This window comes from Amycolatopsis sp. TNS106, from assembly GCF_019330265.1.
Classification (GTDB): Bacteria; Actinomycetota; Actinomycetes; order Mycobacteriales; family Pseudonocardiaceae; genus Amycolatopsis; species Amycolatopsis lurida.
The window spans coordinates 8,351,508-8,365,716 of the sequence record NZ_CP024972.1 but is presented as its reverse complement, the minus strand read 5'-3'; the positions used below and the strand labels follow the sequence as shown (position 1 = coordinate 8,365,716).

The following is a 14,209-nucleotide window of genomic DNA, read 5'->3' as shown; positions in this document are numbered from 1 at the left end:
GGGCGATTCGGGCGTGATCCCGGTCGCCGGTCCGTGAAGGCCCCCTTGAGGGACCCTGGGTCCCTCAAAGTTCCCCTCACAGTGGGATCCCTCAGGGGCGCCGCCAGTTGAAAGGGAGCGAGCTAAGGCCTTTCCTTGCGCCTAACGCAGGAAAGGGCCTTTATGCACTTCAATCACGGTCCATCCGCTGCGGGATCGTCACGTTGCCACAAAGGAGCGGGCAGGTGATGAAGGCCTCCTTCCCTACTCTCAGGGTAGGGAAGGAGGCCTTCACGGACCATTGGGCATGGCGAGGGGCCCGTCGCCGGTATGGCTGCGAGCTCCTCGGGGCTCAGCGGTGGAGGGTGTTGCGGCGGGGATGTCGGAGCGGATCCCGGTATTGCGGCGGGATGAATTCCGGTAGTCCGTCGGCGGCCATGCGGACTTCCCAGTCACCGTGATGAATCAACCGATGATGGAACCCGCACAGCAGCACGAGATTCCGGAGATCCGTCGGTCCGCCGTCTGCCCAGTGCACGATGTGGTGGGCGTGGCAGTTCTTGGGTTTCCGATGGCAGCCGGGGAAGGCGCAGCCTCCGTCGCGGATGTTCAACGCCCGCCGCTGGCCCGGTGTCACGAACCGTCGCAGTCGTCCCACGTCGAGGGGTTCTCCGGCGGCGCTCATCACGACGGGCAGCATCAGGCAGTCGCAGGCGGCCAGCCGAGCTTCCCTTGCGGTCATCGTGCCGACGAAATCCAGGCACGCGGTGCCGAGACCCGACTTCAACTCGTCAAGCCCGATGGTGACATGGACGAGGGTGCGGTAGCCGCTGGTGCCGGGCTGGTCGGGGCACGCGATCGCCAGATCGAGAATATCGACCCACGCATCACCCATCCGTTCGCACTTCATCCGCAGATCCGCTTGCCCGAACTCGTCGACGGGGCGGGGCTGGGCGTAGGCCTCCAGGGCGGCGGCGGTACGGGCACCGGTCTCGTCATCCAGGAGACCGGTCAGCTTCCAGAACCCGTCTTTGCGGCGCTCCAGCGTGATCTCCCGGCGCGGCTCCTTCGGTTCCGGATCCTTGGGCTCCTTGCCGTCAGGGTCCAGCAAGCCCAGCAGGTTCGCCTCGGCCTTGGCCAGCTGCCGCGGACCCGCGCTCGGGGCAAGGCCGGCGAGAATCTTCTCCGCGTTCGCCCAATCCTCGGCCGGAAGTTTCTTCAAGATCTCCAGGATCTGATCGATCCGTTCATCCCCGACCAGACCCTCGGCAGCGACGGCGGCGGTGGCGGGCAGCGCGGCCGGAACCTCGGTGCCGTCCAAGGCGCGGGTCGGGTTCAGCGCGATGGCCCGCTTCACCACGGCACCCGCTTCACCGACCGACAGTCCGGCGATATCGGCGAACCAGTTCGCGGTGCGGCCATAGCCGTACAAGTCTTTGATGCCCCGAGACTCGATCTCCGCCAAATACCGCCCCAAACCGGCGGTGGCCATGCGAATCACCCGCAGAGACTGCTGCACGCCATGGGCAAGCTCCAGCTTGCCAGCACGCCACAGTTCTTGCGGCAACTCGGGGAGAAAGGTCTCGGACACACCTCAATAATACCGCAATCCATCGAACAGGTGTTCGTAATTTTAGGTAACTGCTAATTGGCGCATTTACCACTGGCGGGTGATTTGAGCGGGAAACGGCGACTACGCCAAACAACTAGGCGCTATCCGGCAACTCACCTTCGCGGGCTTCGCGCCCAGATAGCCCTGACGGCCCGGGTGCCCCCGGTACGAGGCCACCTGGATCACGAAGCCCATCGAACAGACTCAAGGGACAGGCCAGCCGGGTGATCGAGCCCGAACGGGCCACTGCGCCCCGGAACTCCAGACACCGGCGGCCACCGCGGGGATGAGGACAGTTTTACCGTCAACGCCAACGCCTTCAGGCCCCAGACTGGTCTCTCCGCACCAAGAGAGGGGACCGTAATGACCGAGGAAGTCCGGAACCGGCCGGTGGAGATGCCGGGCAGGCTCAAGATCGTCCGCGGTTTCCTTTGGGTGCAAGCGGTCCTCAACGTTCTCGCGAGCGCGCTCGTGACCATGCTCGCGATCGACGAGCTCGACCACGGCAACGAGGAGGCGGGGCTCGTCTTGGCGCTGGGACTCCTCGGCTTCGTGGTCGCGGTCGCGTTGATCGCTTGCGCGATAAGGATTTCCCGCGGTTCGCCGTGGGTGCGGCCGACGGTCATCGGGGTGGAAGGGCTGGTCGTGGTCATGGGGCTGATCAGCCTGGTCAACGGCGGGGCGATCACCCAGCTGATCGGGATGGGCATCGCCGTCGGCGTCATCGTCGTCCTCACCAAACCCGAGGAAAGCGCCTGGTTCAGGCGCTGACGAGGTCGATCCGGTAGCGCACTTCGGAAAGCGGGACGTCCTCGCCGGGCATGGTGTCGGTCTTGGTCGCCCCGTCCGGCGCCCATCCCCCGGCCGCGTAGAAACGCCGGGCGCGCTTGTTGGTGTCGAGCACCCAGAGCGTCGCCTGGCGGTGTCCCGAATCCCGCAGCGCGGTGACGGCGGTGTCGAGCAACTGCCTGCCCAATCCCGTGCCCCAGCGCTCCGGGTCGAGGTAGATCGCGCGCAGTTCGCCGCGGATCCGGTCGACGGCGGTGAAGCCCAGGAGCGACCCGTCTTCGACCAGGACCAGGATGTCGCCCCGGTTGGCGGGATCGGCGAGGGTCCGCTGCCAGCGGGCGGCCCGGCCCTCGACGGAAAGATCGCGCAGGTAGAGCTCGGGCAGCAGGCCCTGGTACGCCGCCTGCCACGACCGCACGTTCACTTCGGCGATCGGCCAGGCGTCCTCGACGGTCGCGGGTCGGATCGTGGCCATCGTCAGCCGTTCCCCCTGCGGGCGGCGAAACCGGCCACGACGGCGAGCACGAGCACCATCGACAGCGCGATCCCCCAGCCGGCGCCGGTCACACTCGAACTGCTCGGCATCGCGTAGAAAAGCATGCACACCATCACGATGCCGCCTCCCGCCACGCCGCCGAGAAACGCGATCCCGAACGCCGCCGGCCGCAGAAGCACGCCGAACATCGTGCCGACGAGGAGCATGATCGCGACCACGACATAGATCGCCCCCTCGTCGGCCCGGCTCGACGAGTAGCCCGTGATCTCGACGGCCTCCATGACGAGGCCGAGCGCGCCGAGGAGCGCCGACACGATGGCCGCACCGGCCAGGGCGTCCCGCGGTTTCCCCAGCCCGAGCCGGAAACTCCGGTCACGCCGCACCGACACCAGCGCGCAGACGGCCGCGGCGATCAGGCAGCCGTCGGCGAGGACGAGAAGGACCGGGCCGGACGGGATCGCCGAGAGCAGCGTCAGTCCGCACAGCGTTCCCGGGCCCACCATTCGGCGCGTCTTCGGCGGGAACATCGCGATTCCCGCCCCGATCGCGAAGAGGACAAGCGGCAGGACGGCCCAGCCGCCGTCCTCGAAGAAGTCCTCCACGCTGCTGCTGAGCGCGAACGCGATGACCACCAGGTACACCGCCGCCGTGAAGGCGAGCAGTCCGGCGGCGACCGCGAACGGGTCGGGCTTCGGCCGCGCCGGTTCGGGCTTCGGAAGTACAGGTGGATCAGGGTTCCTGGAGGGTTCCGGGGTCGGCGCGGGCGTGTGCACCGGCCGCGGTTCCGGCACCGGTTCGGGTTCTCGGACGACCTGTCCTTCGACTCGCACCACCACCTCGCCGGTCGGCCCGGTCACGGTGACCCGCGCCTCGAACGCCCCGAGCTCCGCCTGGTCCAGAACGATCTCGGCCCCGTCGCCGTCTTCGGTCACCCGCAGCCAGGAATGCGAAGACGCGAACCGGCATGCCCGCGCGATCGGCGGACCCTCCAGCCGGATGCGCGCCACCGGCCGCGTTCCCCGGACGACCTCACCGAACCGGACCACCTCGGACCCGGCCCGTACCCGCGCGTCCCGCCGCGCCAGGTCGGCGGCCTCGGCGACGTGCCGGATGTCGGTCTGCGCCATCGTGGTGAGCACCTCGTGCGCGCCGATGGCGACGGAGAGGTTCTCGCTCGTCAGCCGCCGCTGGAGTTCCGTCACCGCGCCGAGGCGGGTGAACATGTTCTGGTCCTCGCTCGCCGCGCGCAGATCGGCCGGGACCGGCGACGGTTTGATCCGGCGGCGCCTGCTCCTGGCCAGGTACAGCTCGCCCTGCATCTCGATGTCGCGGCTGGGCGTCTGGTTCGGGTTCCGCTCACGGACGCTGTCGAACAGGTAGTCGTACAGTTCGCCGAGCGCGACCCAGCCGTCCTCGTCGCGGTCCGCGTCGCCGGTACGGAGCCCGTCGACCAGTGCCGACGTGAACACCGACGGGCGGACGTGATCGTCGGCGAGGTGATCGCCTTCGAAGGCGTACTCGATGGAGTTCGACGCGGTGATCACCGCACGGCCGCGGCCGCCGAAACCGCCGGCCGGGAACGCGTCGAGCACGTTGGCCTCACCGGTGGCACGTACGGCGACCCCTTGGCTGAACGCGCCGCCGTAGCAGCAATCCAGCAGGAGGACGATGCTCCGCGACCGGCTCATCCGCATACAGCGCTGGACGAAATCGGCGGGGACGGCGGTCGACGCGAGCCGCTCCGGCCGGGTGTTGCGGGCGGCGAAGAACAGCTCGCCCGACTCGCTTTTCAGTCCGTGGCAAGAGAAATGGACCAGCAGGACGTCGTCCGGCGCGCTGTCGGCGAACAGGTCCTCGACCCGGCCCGCGATCACGTGCGCGGTCTCGTCGCGCACCACCTGGACGTCGAATTCGCTGATGGTGCGATCGGCGAGGACCTCGGCGAGCGCCTCCGCGTCGGCCGCCGGGGATCTCAGCGCGCTCAACCCGGGGTTGTCGTACTCCCCGTTGGCGATGATCAAGGCACGCCGCTCGCCGGTCATGACGACGAATGCCTGCTCACGAAGAGGTCGACGAGCTTGTCCTGATCGGTGAGCGTGGCTTCGGACAGCTCCAGCACGTCGCCGTCGATCTCCAGCCGCACCGTGCGCTTCACCCGTCCGCCGCGCGAAAGCCACTCCCGCACGGCCGCGACGACAGAGCGCAGTCCCTCCGCGGACTGGCCGAGCGTGACCAGCAGTCCGCCCACCGTCGCGACATCGAAGGCTCGTGAACCGGGTGGCGCCGGACCGGCGGGCAGCGCCTTGACCTCGGCGACCCCGCGATCGATCAGTTCGCTTCGGAGGTACCCGGTGAGCTGGTCGACGCGCTCGGCGTCGGCCCCGTCCTCACCGAGCTGGACACGAACCGCTGACGTCATCCCCGGCCTCCCTCGCCCGTACGAAACGAGGAAACCCCGCGGCCCGCGCGGCGGCAAGGTCCGAACGGGCAGAGATGTTCACGTCAGCTTTTTTCCAGGTACTCCACGCGATCTTCGTCGACGACGTCGGCGATCATGTGCGCCAGCCCCAAGTAATTACCCAAGGCAGGGTCCTTTTCGACGATTTCCAACGCGCGGGCCCTCGCCTCGGCGATGACGTCCTCGTCGCGCAGCAGCGACAGCAGTTTCAAGGTGGACTTCTTCCCCGACTGCGCGGCACCGAGGATGTCGCCCTCGCGGCGCAGCTCCAGGTCCATTCTGGACAGTTCGAAACCGTCCGTCGTGGACTCGACGGCGGCCAGCCGCTCGCGGGTGGTCGTCCCGTCCAGGGTTTCGGTGACCAGCAGGCAAAGCCCCGGCACACTGCCCCGCCCGACCCGGCCGCGCAGCTGGTGCAGCTGGCTGATGCCGAACCGGTCGGCGTCCATGATCACCATCGCGGTCGCGTTCGGCACGTTCACGCCGACCTCGATCACGGTGGTGGCGACGAGCACGTCCAGATCGCCCCTGGAGAACGCCTGCATCACGGCGTCCTTGTCGTCGGGGGCCATGCGGCCGTGCAGGACCCCGATCTTCAGCCCCTTCAACGGTCCCTCGGCCAGCTCGGGCGCCACGTCGAGGACCGCGAGCGCGGGCCGCTTGTCGCCCTTGTCCGACGCCGGTTCGTCGCCGATGCGCGGACAGACGATGTACGCCTGGTGACCCTTGCCGCATTCCTCGCGGACCCGTTGCCACGCCCTGTCCAGCCAGGCGGGGCGCTCCGCGACCGGCACCACCGACGTCTTGATCGGCGACCGGCCGACCGGCATCTCGCGCAGCGCGGAGATCTCCAGGTCGCCGTAGACGGTCATCGCGACCGTGCGCGGGATGGGCGTCGCCGTCATGACGAGCACGTGCGGGCTGGTCTCGTCGGAGCCGCGGGAACGCAGCGCGTCCCGCTGCTCCACCCCGAAGCGGTGCTGCTCGTCGACCACGACCAGGCCGAGATCCGCGAACGACACCGTGTCCTGGATGAGCGCGTGCGTGCCGACGACGATCCCGGCCTCGCCGCTGACCGTCTCCAGCAACGCCTTCTTGCGTTCCTTGGCGCCCATCGAACCGGTCAGCAGGGTCACGCGCGTCGCGTTCTCCGCGCCGCCGAGCTCGCCGGCCTGCCCGAGGTCGCCGAGCATCTCGCGCAGCGACCGGGCGTGCTGCGCGGCGAGGACCTCCGTCGGCGCGAGCATCGCCGCCTGCCGCCCGGAATCGACGACCTGGAGCATGGCCCGCAGCGCGACCACGGTCTTGCCGGAACCGACCTCGCCCTGCAGCAACCGGTTCATCGGATGCTCGGTGGACAGATCCCCGGCGATCTCCTCGCCGATCTCCTGCTGGCCCGCGGTCAGCGCGAACGGGAGCCGTTTGTCGAAGGCGTCGAGGATGCCGCCCTCGGTGTGCGGACAGGCTTTCGCGGGCCGCGAGACCAAAGAATGCCTGCGCTGCGCGAAAATCAGCTGCACGGCCATGGCTTCGTCCCATTTGAGCCTGTCCCGCGCGGAGTTCAGCGCCTGCCAGCTCGACGGCCGGTGGATCCCGCGCAGCGCGCTTTCCAGGTCGGGCAGGCCGTACCGGGCCAGCAGCTCGATCGGCATCGGGTCCTCGTCGACCTCCAGCACGTCCAGCACCTGCCGGACGGCCTTGGCGATCACCCAGGTCGGGATTCCCTGCGCCGCCGGGTACACCGGGATGATCTCGGCGAGGAAGTCGTCCATCGCCTCGGCCTGGCGCTCGGCGTCGAACAGTTCGTACTCGGGGTTCGCCAGTTGCAGGACGTCGCGGAAGGCGGTGACCTTGCCCGCGAAGAGCCCGTTCTTGCCGGGCACGAGTTCCTTTTCGCGCCAGGCCTGGTTGAAGAAGGTGCACTGCAGGCGGCGTTTGCCGTCGGTGATCACCATTTCGAGCAGGGTGCCGCTGCGCGCCTTCATCCGGCGCTTGTTGACGCGCTCGATACGCGCCATCACGGTGGCGTGCTCGCCGAGTTCGAGCCCGGCGATATCGGTGAGCTGGCCGCGCTCGGCGTACCGGCGCGGGTAGTGTCGCAGGAGGTCGCTGACCGTCTCGATCTTGAGGCCCTTGGCGAGTGCCTTCGCCGTCGCCGCGCCGACGACCAGCTTGAGGTCCGCGCGCAGGTTGGTCATGCGGTCACTCCACCCCCATCAGCAGCACGGCGTCGGTTTGGCCGCCCGCGTAACTCGTCACTTCGACCTCGGGATGCTCCAGGCGCAGCCGGTCGGCCAGCTCACCGGGCAGCCGGACCGGCGCGTCCGGCCCGGTCAGCACGGTGACCAGCTCGCCGCCGAGGGCCAGCATCCGGTTCAGCACGCCGACCGCCGCCGCGACCAGGCTCGTCTCCGAGGCGGGCGCGGGCTCGATCAGCACGACCTCGCCGTCGACGAGACCGACGACGTCACCGGCCTGCGCCCGGCCCACCCAGGTTAGCGACTCCTCCTGCGCGATCCTCAGTTCGCCACGCCTCGTGGCGGCGGCCGCTTCGGCCATCGCGACCACGTCGTCGTTGGTGCGGCGGTCCTGGTCGTGGACGGCCAGCGCGGCGAGCACCTGGACGGGTGAAACGCACGGGATGACGACGACGTCGCGGTCCGCGGCCATCGCGTGCCCCGCGGCCGCGTCGGCCGCCGCGGTCAGCTCCTGTCCGCCGGGAAGCACGGTGACGTGATGCCCGGCGGCTTCGTTGATCAGGCCCAGCATCTCCTCGACCGTCGGCTGGACCCCGTGCGGGACCGCGAGCACCGCGACCCCCTCCGCGCGGAGGAGTTCGGCCAGCGGCCCGCCGTGGACCACGGCGACCACCGAACGGTCGATCCCTCCGCCGACCTCGACCGGGGTGGGCGTGATCAGCGGCTCGACCCGGACCCGGCGCGGGCGGCCGAGCTCGATCCCGGCCTCCAGCGCCGCGCCGATGTCCGCGCAATGGACGTGGACGGCATACGCGCCGGCGCCGTCCCCGGCGACCGTGACGCTGTCGCCGAGGCCGCTGAGGGTCTTGCGAAGCCCGGGAAGGCTGGTCTCGTCGACGCCGTCCAGCAGGTACATGACCTCCCAGGCCGTCGGCGCGTCGATCGTCGCGTGATGGTGATGCGCCTCGAGCGGGTGTTCCGGCTCGGTGAGACCGCCGGAAATCACGCCGGACAGGGCGTCGAGGACCGCGACGAGCCCGCGGGCACCCGCGTCGACCACACCGGCCACCGCCAGAACCGGCAGCTGCTTCGGGGTCTCTTCGAGGGCTTCGGCGGCGACGCTCGCCGCAGCGGCGGCCACCTCTTCGAGCGACCCTGTCGCGTCACGGACGGCGGCGGCGACGGTGTGGAGGACGGTCAGGATGGTCCCCGCCACCGGACGGCTCACCGCGCCCGTGGCGGCCCTGTCCGCGCACCCGAGCGCCTCCGCGAGCCCGGGCCCGTCGATTTCCCTGGCGGCCGCCGACTCGGCGATCCCGCGCACGACCTGCGACATGATCACGCCGGAGTTGCCCTTGGCCGCCGCGACCGCTCCCCTGGCGAACACCGACAGCGCCTCGGCGGCCGTCGCGGGCTCGGCCTCCGCCAGCGCGTCGCGGGCCGCGGTCATGGTGAACAGCAGGTTGGAGCCGGTGTCGGAGTCGGCGACCGGATAGACGTTGATGCCGTCGATCGCCGGCCGGAGCACCGCCAAGCTGTGCACACAGGCCGCCGACCAGGCCGACACCGCCGCCACGTCCAGCACCCGCACCCCGTAACCTCCTAGCTGTTCCAGCGAGGGTATCGACCCGGTGCCGGAGGGCTCTGAGCCACTGGTTACTATGGTCGAGTTGCCCAGCATGCTGGGCGCGTCATTCTTTGTCCCAGATCCAGAGGAGTTCGACGTGGCTGCCGTGTGCGACGTCTGTGGCAAGGGACCGGGCTTTGGCAAGTCGGTCTCGCACTCCCACCGGCGTACCAACCGCCGGTGGAACCCGAACATCCAGACCGTTCACGCCAAGATCGGTCTGTCCCAGCGCAAGCGCCTGAACGCCTGCACCTCGTGCATCAAGGCGGGCAAGGTCGTTCGCGGCTGAGCCGGGTTTTTGGGGAATGGCGGGTGCTCTTCGGAGCACCCGCCATTTTTTGTGGGTAGGTTCGGTGGTGGCTTCTGTTCCGACATTTCCCAGGCGACTCTGTAGCACCACCAGTCACAACGGCGGCGCGTGAAGGCCCCCTTCCCGAGTACATGAAGGACCCCATCCTTGCGCCTAGGTACAGGAAGGGGTCCTTCACGTACTCCGAAGCGCCCACCCCAGCCCAGGACGTAGTGAAGGCCTCCTTCCCTACCCTCAAGGTAGTGAAGGAGGCCTTCACGGACTGCGGCGAAACCTCAGGAGTCACACCGGTCACTGCTTTCACTGCTGCCACCGATGCGCGTGAAGGCCCCCTTCCCTCGGCTGAGCCGAGGGAAGGGGGCCTTCACGCGCAACACAAGAGGATCAGGGGAGCTTCCAGTCCACGGGGCCGGCACCCTGCTGCTCCAGCAGCTGGTTCGCCCGGCTGAAGGGCCGGGAGCCGAAGAAGCCGGCGTGCGCCGAAAGCGGGCTCGGGTGCGCCGACTCGATGCACGGCACCTTCCCCAGCATCGGCTTCAGGTTCCGCGCGTTGCGGCCCCACAGGATCGCCACCATCGGCTCGTCCCGGGCGGCGAGGGCCTTGATGGCCTGCTCGGTGACCGCTTCCCAGCCCTTGCCCTGGTGCGAGTTCGACTTCCCGGGCTGCACCGTCAGCGACCTGTTGAGCAGCAGGACCCCTTGGTCGGCCCACGGCGTCAGGTCGCCGTTCGACGGCAGCGGGTGCCCGAGGTCCTCGCAGTACTCCTTGTAGATGTTGATCAGGCTCTTCGGGATCGGCCGGACGTCCGGCGCCACCGAAAAGCTCAGCCCGACGGCGTGCCCGGGCGTCGGGTACGGGTCCTGGCCGACGATCAGCACCCGCACCTCGTGGAACGGCTGCTGGAACGCCCGCAGCACGTGTTCACCCGCCGGGAGATAGGTCCGGCCCGCGGCGATCTCCGCGCGGAGGAATTCCCCCATCGCGGCGACCTGCGGCGCCACCGGTTCGAGGGCCTGCGCCCAGCCTGCTTCGACGATGTCCTGCAGCGGTCGTGCGGTCACGGCGTGCGAGCTTACTCACGTCCGTCGAGCCGCCGGAGCTCGACCCGGAACCTCGCGGCACGCTCGACGTACCCGTCGACGACGAGCTTGATCTTGTCCGGCCCGAACGAAGTGTTCGGCCGCGTCTTCGCCGGGACACCGAGCGCGATCCGCCCACTGTCCACATAGGACCCATAGGAGAGGACCGCGCCCGCGCCGACCATCCCGCCGTCCTCGACGACGGTTCCGTTCAGCACCACCGATCCCGATGCGATCAGGCAGCCATCACCGATCCGCGCGCCTTCGATGTGCACCGAATGCCCGACGGCGGAGGATTTCCCGATGATCGTCGGCTCCCTGCGGGTGCAGTGCAGCACGCAGCCGTCCTGGACGTTGGACCGCTCGCCGATCTCGATGTGGCCGTGGTCGCCGCGCAGCACGGTCTGCGGCCACACCGACGCGAACGCCGCGATCCGGACATCGCCGATCACCGTCGCGTCGGGGTGGACGTAGGCGTCCGGGTGGATCGACGGTTCGAGGTCGCCCAGTGCGTAGATCGGCATGCGTTCTCCTAGACCAGCGGCTTGCCGAAGCAGATGCTCTCCGGTTCGTCCTTGTAGTACCCGAAACCCGGGATTTCCCGGTACCCCGCCGACAGGTACAGCGCGATGGCTTCCGGCTGCTTGTCCCCGGTCTCCAGCACCATACGGAGCCGCCCGGCCTCGGCGGCCGTCCGCTCCAGGTCGGCGAGGATCGCTCGCGCTAGTCCTCGGCCCCGCGCCGAAGCCATCACGAACACCCGTTTCATTTCGGCATCGCCCGGCAACAGGGGTTCCGGCCCGTCGTGCGCCCGCCAGGCACCGCAAGCGACCGGGGCGTCGTCGAGATAGGCGGCGATGAACAGCCCCCTCGGCGGGGCGAACTGCGCCGCGTCCATCGGCGTCTCGTCTTCGCTGCCGTACCGGGCGGCCAGTTCGAGCTGCGCTTCGGCCAGCAGCTTCACCGCGTCGGGGTGGTCGTAGGCCAGCACACGAAGGTCCATGGGCGCGAGATTAGCGAGAAGACTCGCCGATCCCCAAAGTAGATTGCGTCCATGTCGATCGAGACCTCCCTGCGCCAGGCACGGAATTCGGCCGCGTTCTGGGCCGCGACCGGCCGGGCCCGCGGCCACGAGGTGATCCGGCGTCGCGGCTTTCTCGCCGTCGCCGGTGACGAGCGCGCGGGGCTGCGCGTCCTGATCCAGGAGCCCGGCCTCACCGACGGCGAACTGGCGGAGATCACCGAGCTCGCGGCGCGGGCGACGGGGCCGGTGGAGGCCGAGGATCCTTTCAGCAGCACCGATCTGAACCATCTCGGGGATATGCGCAGCTGGCAGATGCCCGTCATGCTGCGCCCGCCCGCCCCGGTCGCCGAACCCGCGATGGAGGTGGTCCGGGTGCGCGAGGAAGCCGGCCTGCGGGCGGCCGAACGCGCGGTGATCGAAGGTTTCGAACTCACGCGGTTCCGGCCGGGTGAGATGTTCCCCACGGCCATCCTCGACCAGCCGGGCGTCGCCGTGTTCGTCGCGCGGCTCGATGGCGAGGTCGCCGGGGCGTGCGTCACGGTCGTCGAAGACGGCTTCGGCAGCCACTACTGGGTCGGCACGCCGGACGCCTTCCGCTCGCGCGGCGTGGGACGAGCCGTGATGCTCGGCTCCCTCGCCCCGCTGGCGGATCTGCCCGTCACCCTCACCGCGTCCCGGCTCGGCAGGCCGCTGTACGAATCCCTCGGTTTCACCGTCGCCGCGCCCGCGACCTGGTGGGCCTCACGCTCCTAGCGCCAGTGCTGCCAGCCGCTGTCGTGCCCGTACCGCTTCCCGTCCACCGTCACCCCCGAATCCGGCATGGTGACGACGCCGATCTCGGTCCAGCCCTCCGGCAGCTCGGCGAAGGACGGGAAGGTGGCCGCGAACGCGTGGTCCTCGCCGCCGGTGAGGACCCATTTCAGCGGGTCGGCGCCGAGCGCGGTGCCGACCTCGGTCAGCCTGCTCGACACGTCGAGGTCCGCCGTCCGCACGTCGATGCCGACGCCTGAGGCCTCGGCGATGTGGCCGAGGTCGGACAGGAGCCCGTCGGACACGTCGATCATCGACGTCGCGCCTCCGTCGGCCGCGCGGATACCCGCCTCGTAGTCCGGTTCGGGGCAGCGCTGCGCGTTGACCACGCTGACCGGTGAGCGGAACCCCCGCCCGAGCACGGCGAGCCCGGCGGCCGCCCAGCCGAGCCGCCCGCAGACCGCGACGACGTCGCCGGGACGCGCGCCGGACCGGGTCACCGGTTCCCGGCCGCCGAGGTCACCGAGGGCGGTGACACTGATCACGATCTGATCGGCGCGCACCATGTCGCCGCCGACGATCCCGATCCCCGCCCGGTCGGCTTCGAGCCACATGCCCTGGGTGAGTTCGGTGACGAGCGACGTCGGCGTGTCCGAGGGACACGCGAATCCCATGAGGACGGACGTCGGGCGCGCGCCCATGGCGGCGATGTCGGTGAGGTTCACCGCGACCGCCTTGCGCCCCACCTGCTCGGCGCTGGACCAGTCGAGCCGGAAATGGACGCCCTGCACGAGGACGTCGGTGGACGCCACCGTCCGCCCGTCCGGGCTGGCCACGACGGCCGCGTCGTCCCCCGGCCCGAGCAGTGTCGTCTCCGGCTGTTTCCGGCCGGCGGTCACCGCCTCGATCAACCGGAATTCACCGGTCCCGGCGACCGTGCCGTCGTTCGGTGACACCCGTCACCTCCACTTTCCCTTGTCCGGACAAATAGCGATCACCGATAGTCGGAAGCCCTAGGTTTTTCCCGGGGCTGGCGATACGTTGCTACAACGTTCCTACCTTGAGCCGACTTTTACGAAGGGGCGCGCCGTGGTCCACGCATACATCCTCATCCAGACCGAGGTCGGCAAAGCCGCCGCGGTCGCCGCGGAGATCTCCACCATCCCCGGTGTCACCAGTTCGGAGGATGTCACCGGCCCGTACGACGTCATCGTCAAGGCCGCGGCCGACACCGTCGACCAGCTGGGTCAGCTCGTGGTCGCCAAGGTGCAGAACGTGGAGGGCATCACGCGGACGCTGACCTGCCCGGTCGTGCATCTCTGACGAGTGGTGTAGTTGTCCGGTGGCTGACACGGACACCGGCGCACCGCCGAAACCTCTGCTGATCGCGGCCGCCTGCCTGGCGATCCTGCTCGTCGCGGGCGTGGCCGTCTTCGGGCTGACCCGCGGCGCGGAATCCGACGCCCCGGCCGCCGACGGTCCGCTTCCGCTCGTCCCGGTCCCGGCGCCTCAGTCGGGGTCACCCGAATGCGCGAAACTCATCGGCGCGCTCCCCCACGAGCTCACGTCGTCCGGGAACACGCTGGTCCGGCGGAAGCTGGCCGATCCCGCCCCCGAGGCGACGATCGGCTGGGGCACCGGCGACCCGGTGGTCCTGCGGTGCGGCCTCGGCAAACCGCCGGAACTCACCCGGACCTCGCAGCTGCGGACGATCAACGGCGTCCAGTGGCTGCAGGTCGTGGGAGAGGGCACCGCGACGTGGTTCGTGGTGGACCGCCCCGTCTACACGGCGCTCACCGTGCCGGACACCGCGGGGACCGGGCCGCTCCAGACCGTTTCCGAGGTCGTCGCCGCCAATCTCCCCGCGGTGCCGCTGCGGTTCTGAG

Annotated in this window: 15 protein-coding genes; 5 read left to right on the top strand and 10 right to left on the bottom strand. The window is 69.5% G+C overall.

Annotated features, from left to right (window positions below):
- Nucleotides 1–331: 331 nt before the first annotated feature.
- Nucleotides 332–1,570, bottom strand: a complete 1,239-nt coding sequence (locus tag CVV72_RS38835) for an HNH endonuclease signature motif containing protein (RefSeq protein ID WP_219149528.1) — start codon at nucleotides 1,568–1,570, stop codon at nucleotides 332–334.
- Nucleotides 1,571–1,954: 384 nt separating this feature from the next.
- Between CVV72_RS38835 and CVV72_RS38830 the strand changes: the two genes are divergently transcribed.
- Nucleotides 1,955–2,362 (top strand): hypothetical protein, encoded by a 408-nt coding sequence (locus tag CVV72_RS38830; RefSeq protein ID WP_219149526.1) that lies wholly within the window; start codon nucleotides 1,955–1,957, stop codon nucleotides 2,360–2,362.
- On the opposite strand, the gene CVV72_RS38825 is transcribed toward CVV72_RS38830, so the two are convergent.
- From CVV72_RS38825 to CVV72_RS38805, 5 genes are all read right to left on the bottom strand, one after another.
- Nucleotides 2,352–2,855, bottom strand: a complete 504-nt coding sequence (locus CVV72_RS38825) for a GNAT family N-acetyltransferase (RefSeq protein ID WP_219149524.1) — start codon at nucleotides 2,853–2,855, stop codon at nucleotides 2,352–2,354. The two genes, CVV72_RS38830 and CVV72_RS38825, sit on opposite strands and share 11 nt — an antisense overlap.
- Before the next feature lie 2 nt (nucleotides 2,856–2,857).
- Nucleotides 2,858–4,918 carry a caspase family protein gene (locus tag CVV72_RS38820; RefSeq protein ID WP_219149522.1) on the bottom strand — a complete coding sequence of 687 codons (2,061 nt, stop codon included), beginning with the start codon at nucleotides 4,916–4,918 and terminating at the stop codon, nucleotides 2,858–2,860.
- Entirely contained in the window at nucleotides 4,915–5,295 is a 381-nt protein-coding gene (locus CVV72_RS38815) for a hypothetical protein (protein ID WP_219149520.1), read from the bottom strand. Before CVV72_RS38815 ends, CVV72_RS38820 begins: the two co-directional genes overlap by 4 nt.
- A gap of 83 nt (nucleotides 5,296–5,378) precedes the next feature.
- Complete coding sequence (gene recG, locus CVV72_RS38810) at nucleotides 5,379–7,532, bottom strand: ATP-dependent DNA helicase RecG (RefSeq protein ID WP_219149518.1); 2,154 nt, start codon at nucleotides 7,530–7,532, stop codon at nucleotides 5,379–5,381.
- Nucleotides 7,533–7,536: 4 nt separating this feature from the next.
- Nucleotides 7,537–9,123 (bottom strand): DAK2 domain-containing protein, encoded by a 1,587-nt coding sequence (locus CVV72_RS38805; protein WP_219149516.1) that lies wholly within the window; start codon nucleotides 9,121–9,123, stop codon nucleotides 7,537–7,539.
- 133 nt (nucleotides 9,124–9,256) lie between these two features.
- Here CVV72_RS38805 and rpmB point away from each other — a divergent pair, with 133 nt between their 5' ends.
- Nucleotides 9,257–9,448: a 50S ribosomal protein L28 gene (gene rpmB / locus CVV72_RS38800; RefSeq protein ID WP_007031450.1), complete on the top strand. Its 192-nt coding sequence runs from the start codon at nucleotides 9,257–9,259 to the stop codon at nucleotides 9,446–9,448.
- Nucleotides 9,449–9,853: 405 nt separating this feature from the next.
- Here rpmB and CVV72_RS38795 read toward each other — a convergent pair whose 3' ends face one another.
- Genes CVV72_RS38795 through CVV72_RS38785 form a run of 3 tightly spaced genes read right to left on the bottom strand, consistent with a single transcriptional unit; the run spans nucleotide 9,854 to nucleotide 11,552 of the window.
- Entirely contained in the window at nucleotides 9,854–10,531 is a 678-nt protein-coding gene (locus CVV72_RS38795) for a uracil-DNA glycosylase (RefSeq protein WP_219149514.1), read from the bottom strand.
- A gap of 11 nt (nucleotides 10,532–10,542) precedes the next feature.
- Nucleotides 10,543–11,073: a gamma carbonic anhydrase family protein gene (locus CVV72_RS38790; RefSeq protein ID WP_219149512.1), complete on the bottom strand. Its 531-nt coding sequence runs from the start codon at nucleotides 11,071–11,073 to the stop codon at nucleotides 10,543–10,545.
- Nucleotides 11,074–11,081: 8 nt separating this feature from the next.
- The gene (locus CVV72_RS38785; protein WP_219149510.1) at nucleotides 11,082–11,552 is read right to left on the bottom strand and encodes a GNAT family N-acetyltransferase; all 471 of its coding nucleotides are present in this window, start codon (nucleotides 11,550–11,552) and stop codon (nucleotides 11,082–11,084) included.
- A gap of 51 nt (nucleotides 11,553–11,603) precedes the next feature.
- On the opposite strand from CVV72_RS38785, the gene CVV72_RS38780 reads away from it, so the two are divergent.
- Nucleotides 11,604–12,326 (top strand): GNAT family N-acetyltransferase, encoded by a 723-nt coding sequence (locus CVV72_RS38780; protein WP_219149508.1) that lies wholly within the window; start codon nucleotides 11,604–11,606, stop codon nucleotides 12,324–12,326.
- Here the strand turns inward: CVV72_RS38780 and CVV72_RS38775 are convergent.
- Entirely contained in the window at nucleotides 12,323–13,279 is a 957-nt protein-coding gene (locus tag CVV72_RS38775) for a thiamine-phosphate kinase (protein ID WP_034320373.1), read from the bottom strand. The two genes, CVV72_RS38780 and CVV72_RS38775, sit on opposite strands and share 4 nt — an antisense overlap.
- Nucleotides 13,280–13,412: 133 nt before the next feature.
- On the opposite strand from CVV72_RS38775, the gene CVV72_RS38770 reads away from it, so the two are divergent.
- Nucleotides 13,413–13,646: an Lrp/AsnC family transcriptional regulator gene (locus CVV72_RS38770; protein WP_007031456.1), complete on the top strand. Its 234-nt coding sequence runs from the start codon at nucleotides 13,413–13,415 to the stop codon at nucleotides 13,644–13,646.
- Nucleotides 13,647–13,665: 19 nt separating this feature from the next.
- On the top strand, nucleotides 13,666–14,208 hold the full coding sequence (locus CVV72_RS38765) for a DUF3515 domain-containing protein (RefSeq protein WP_219149506.1): 543 nt from the start codon (nucleotides 13,666–13,668) through the stop codon (nucleotides 14,206–14,208).
- Nucleotide 14,209 lies beyond the last annotated feature (1 nt).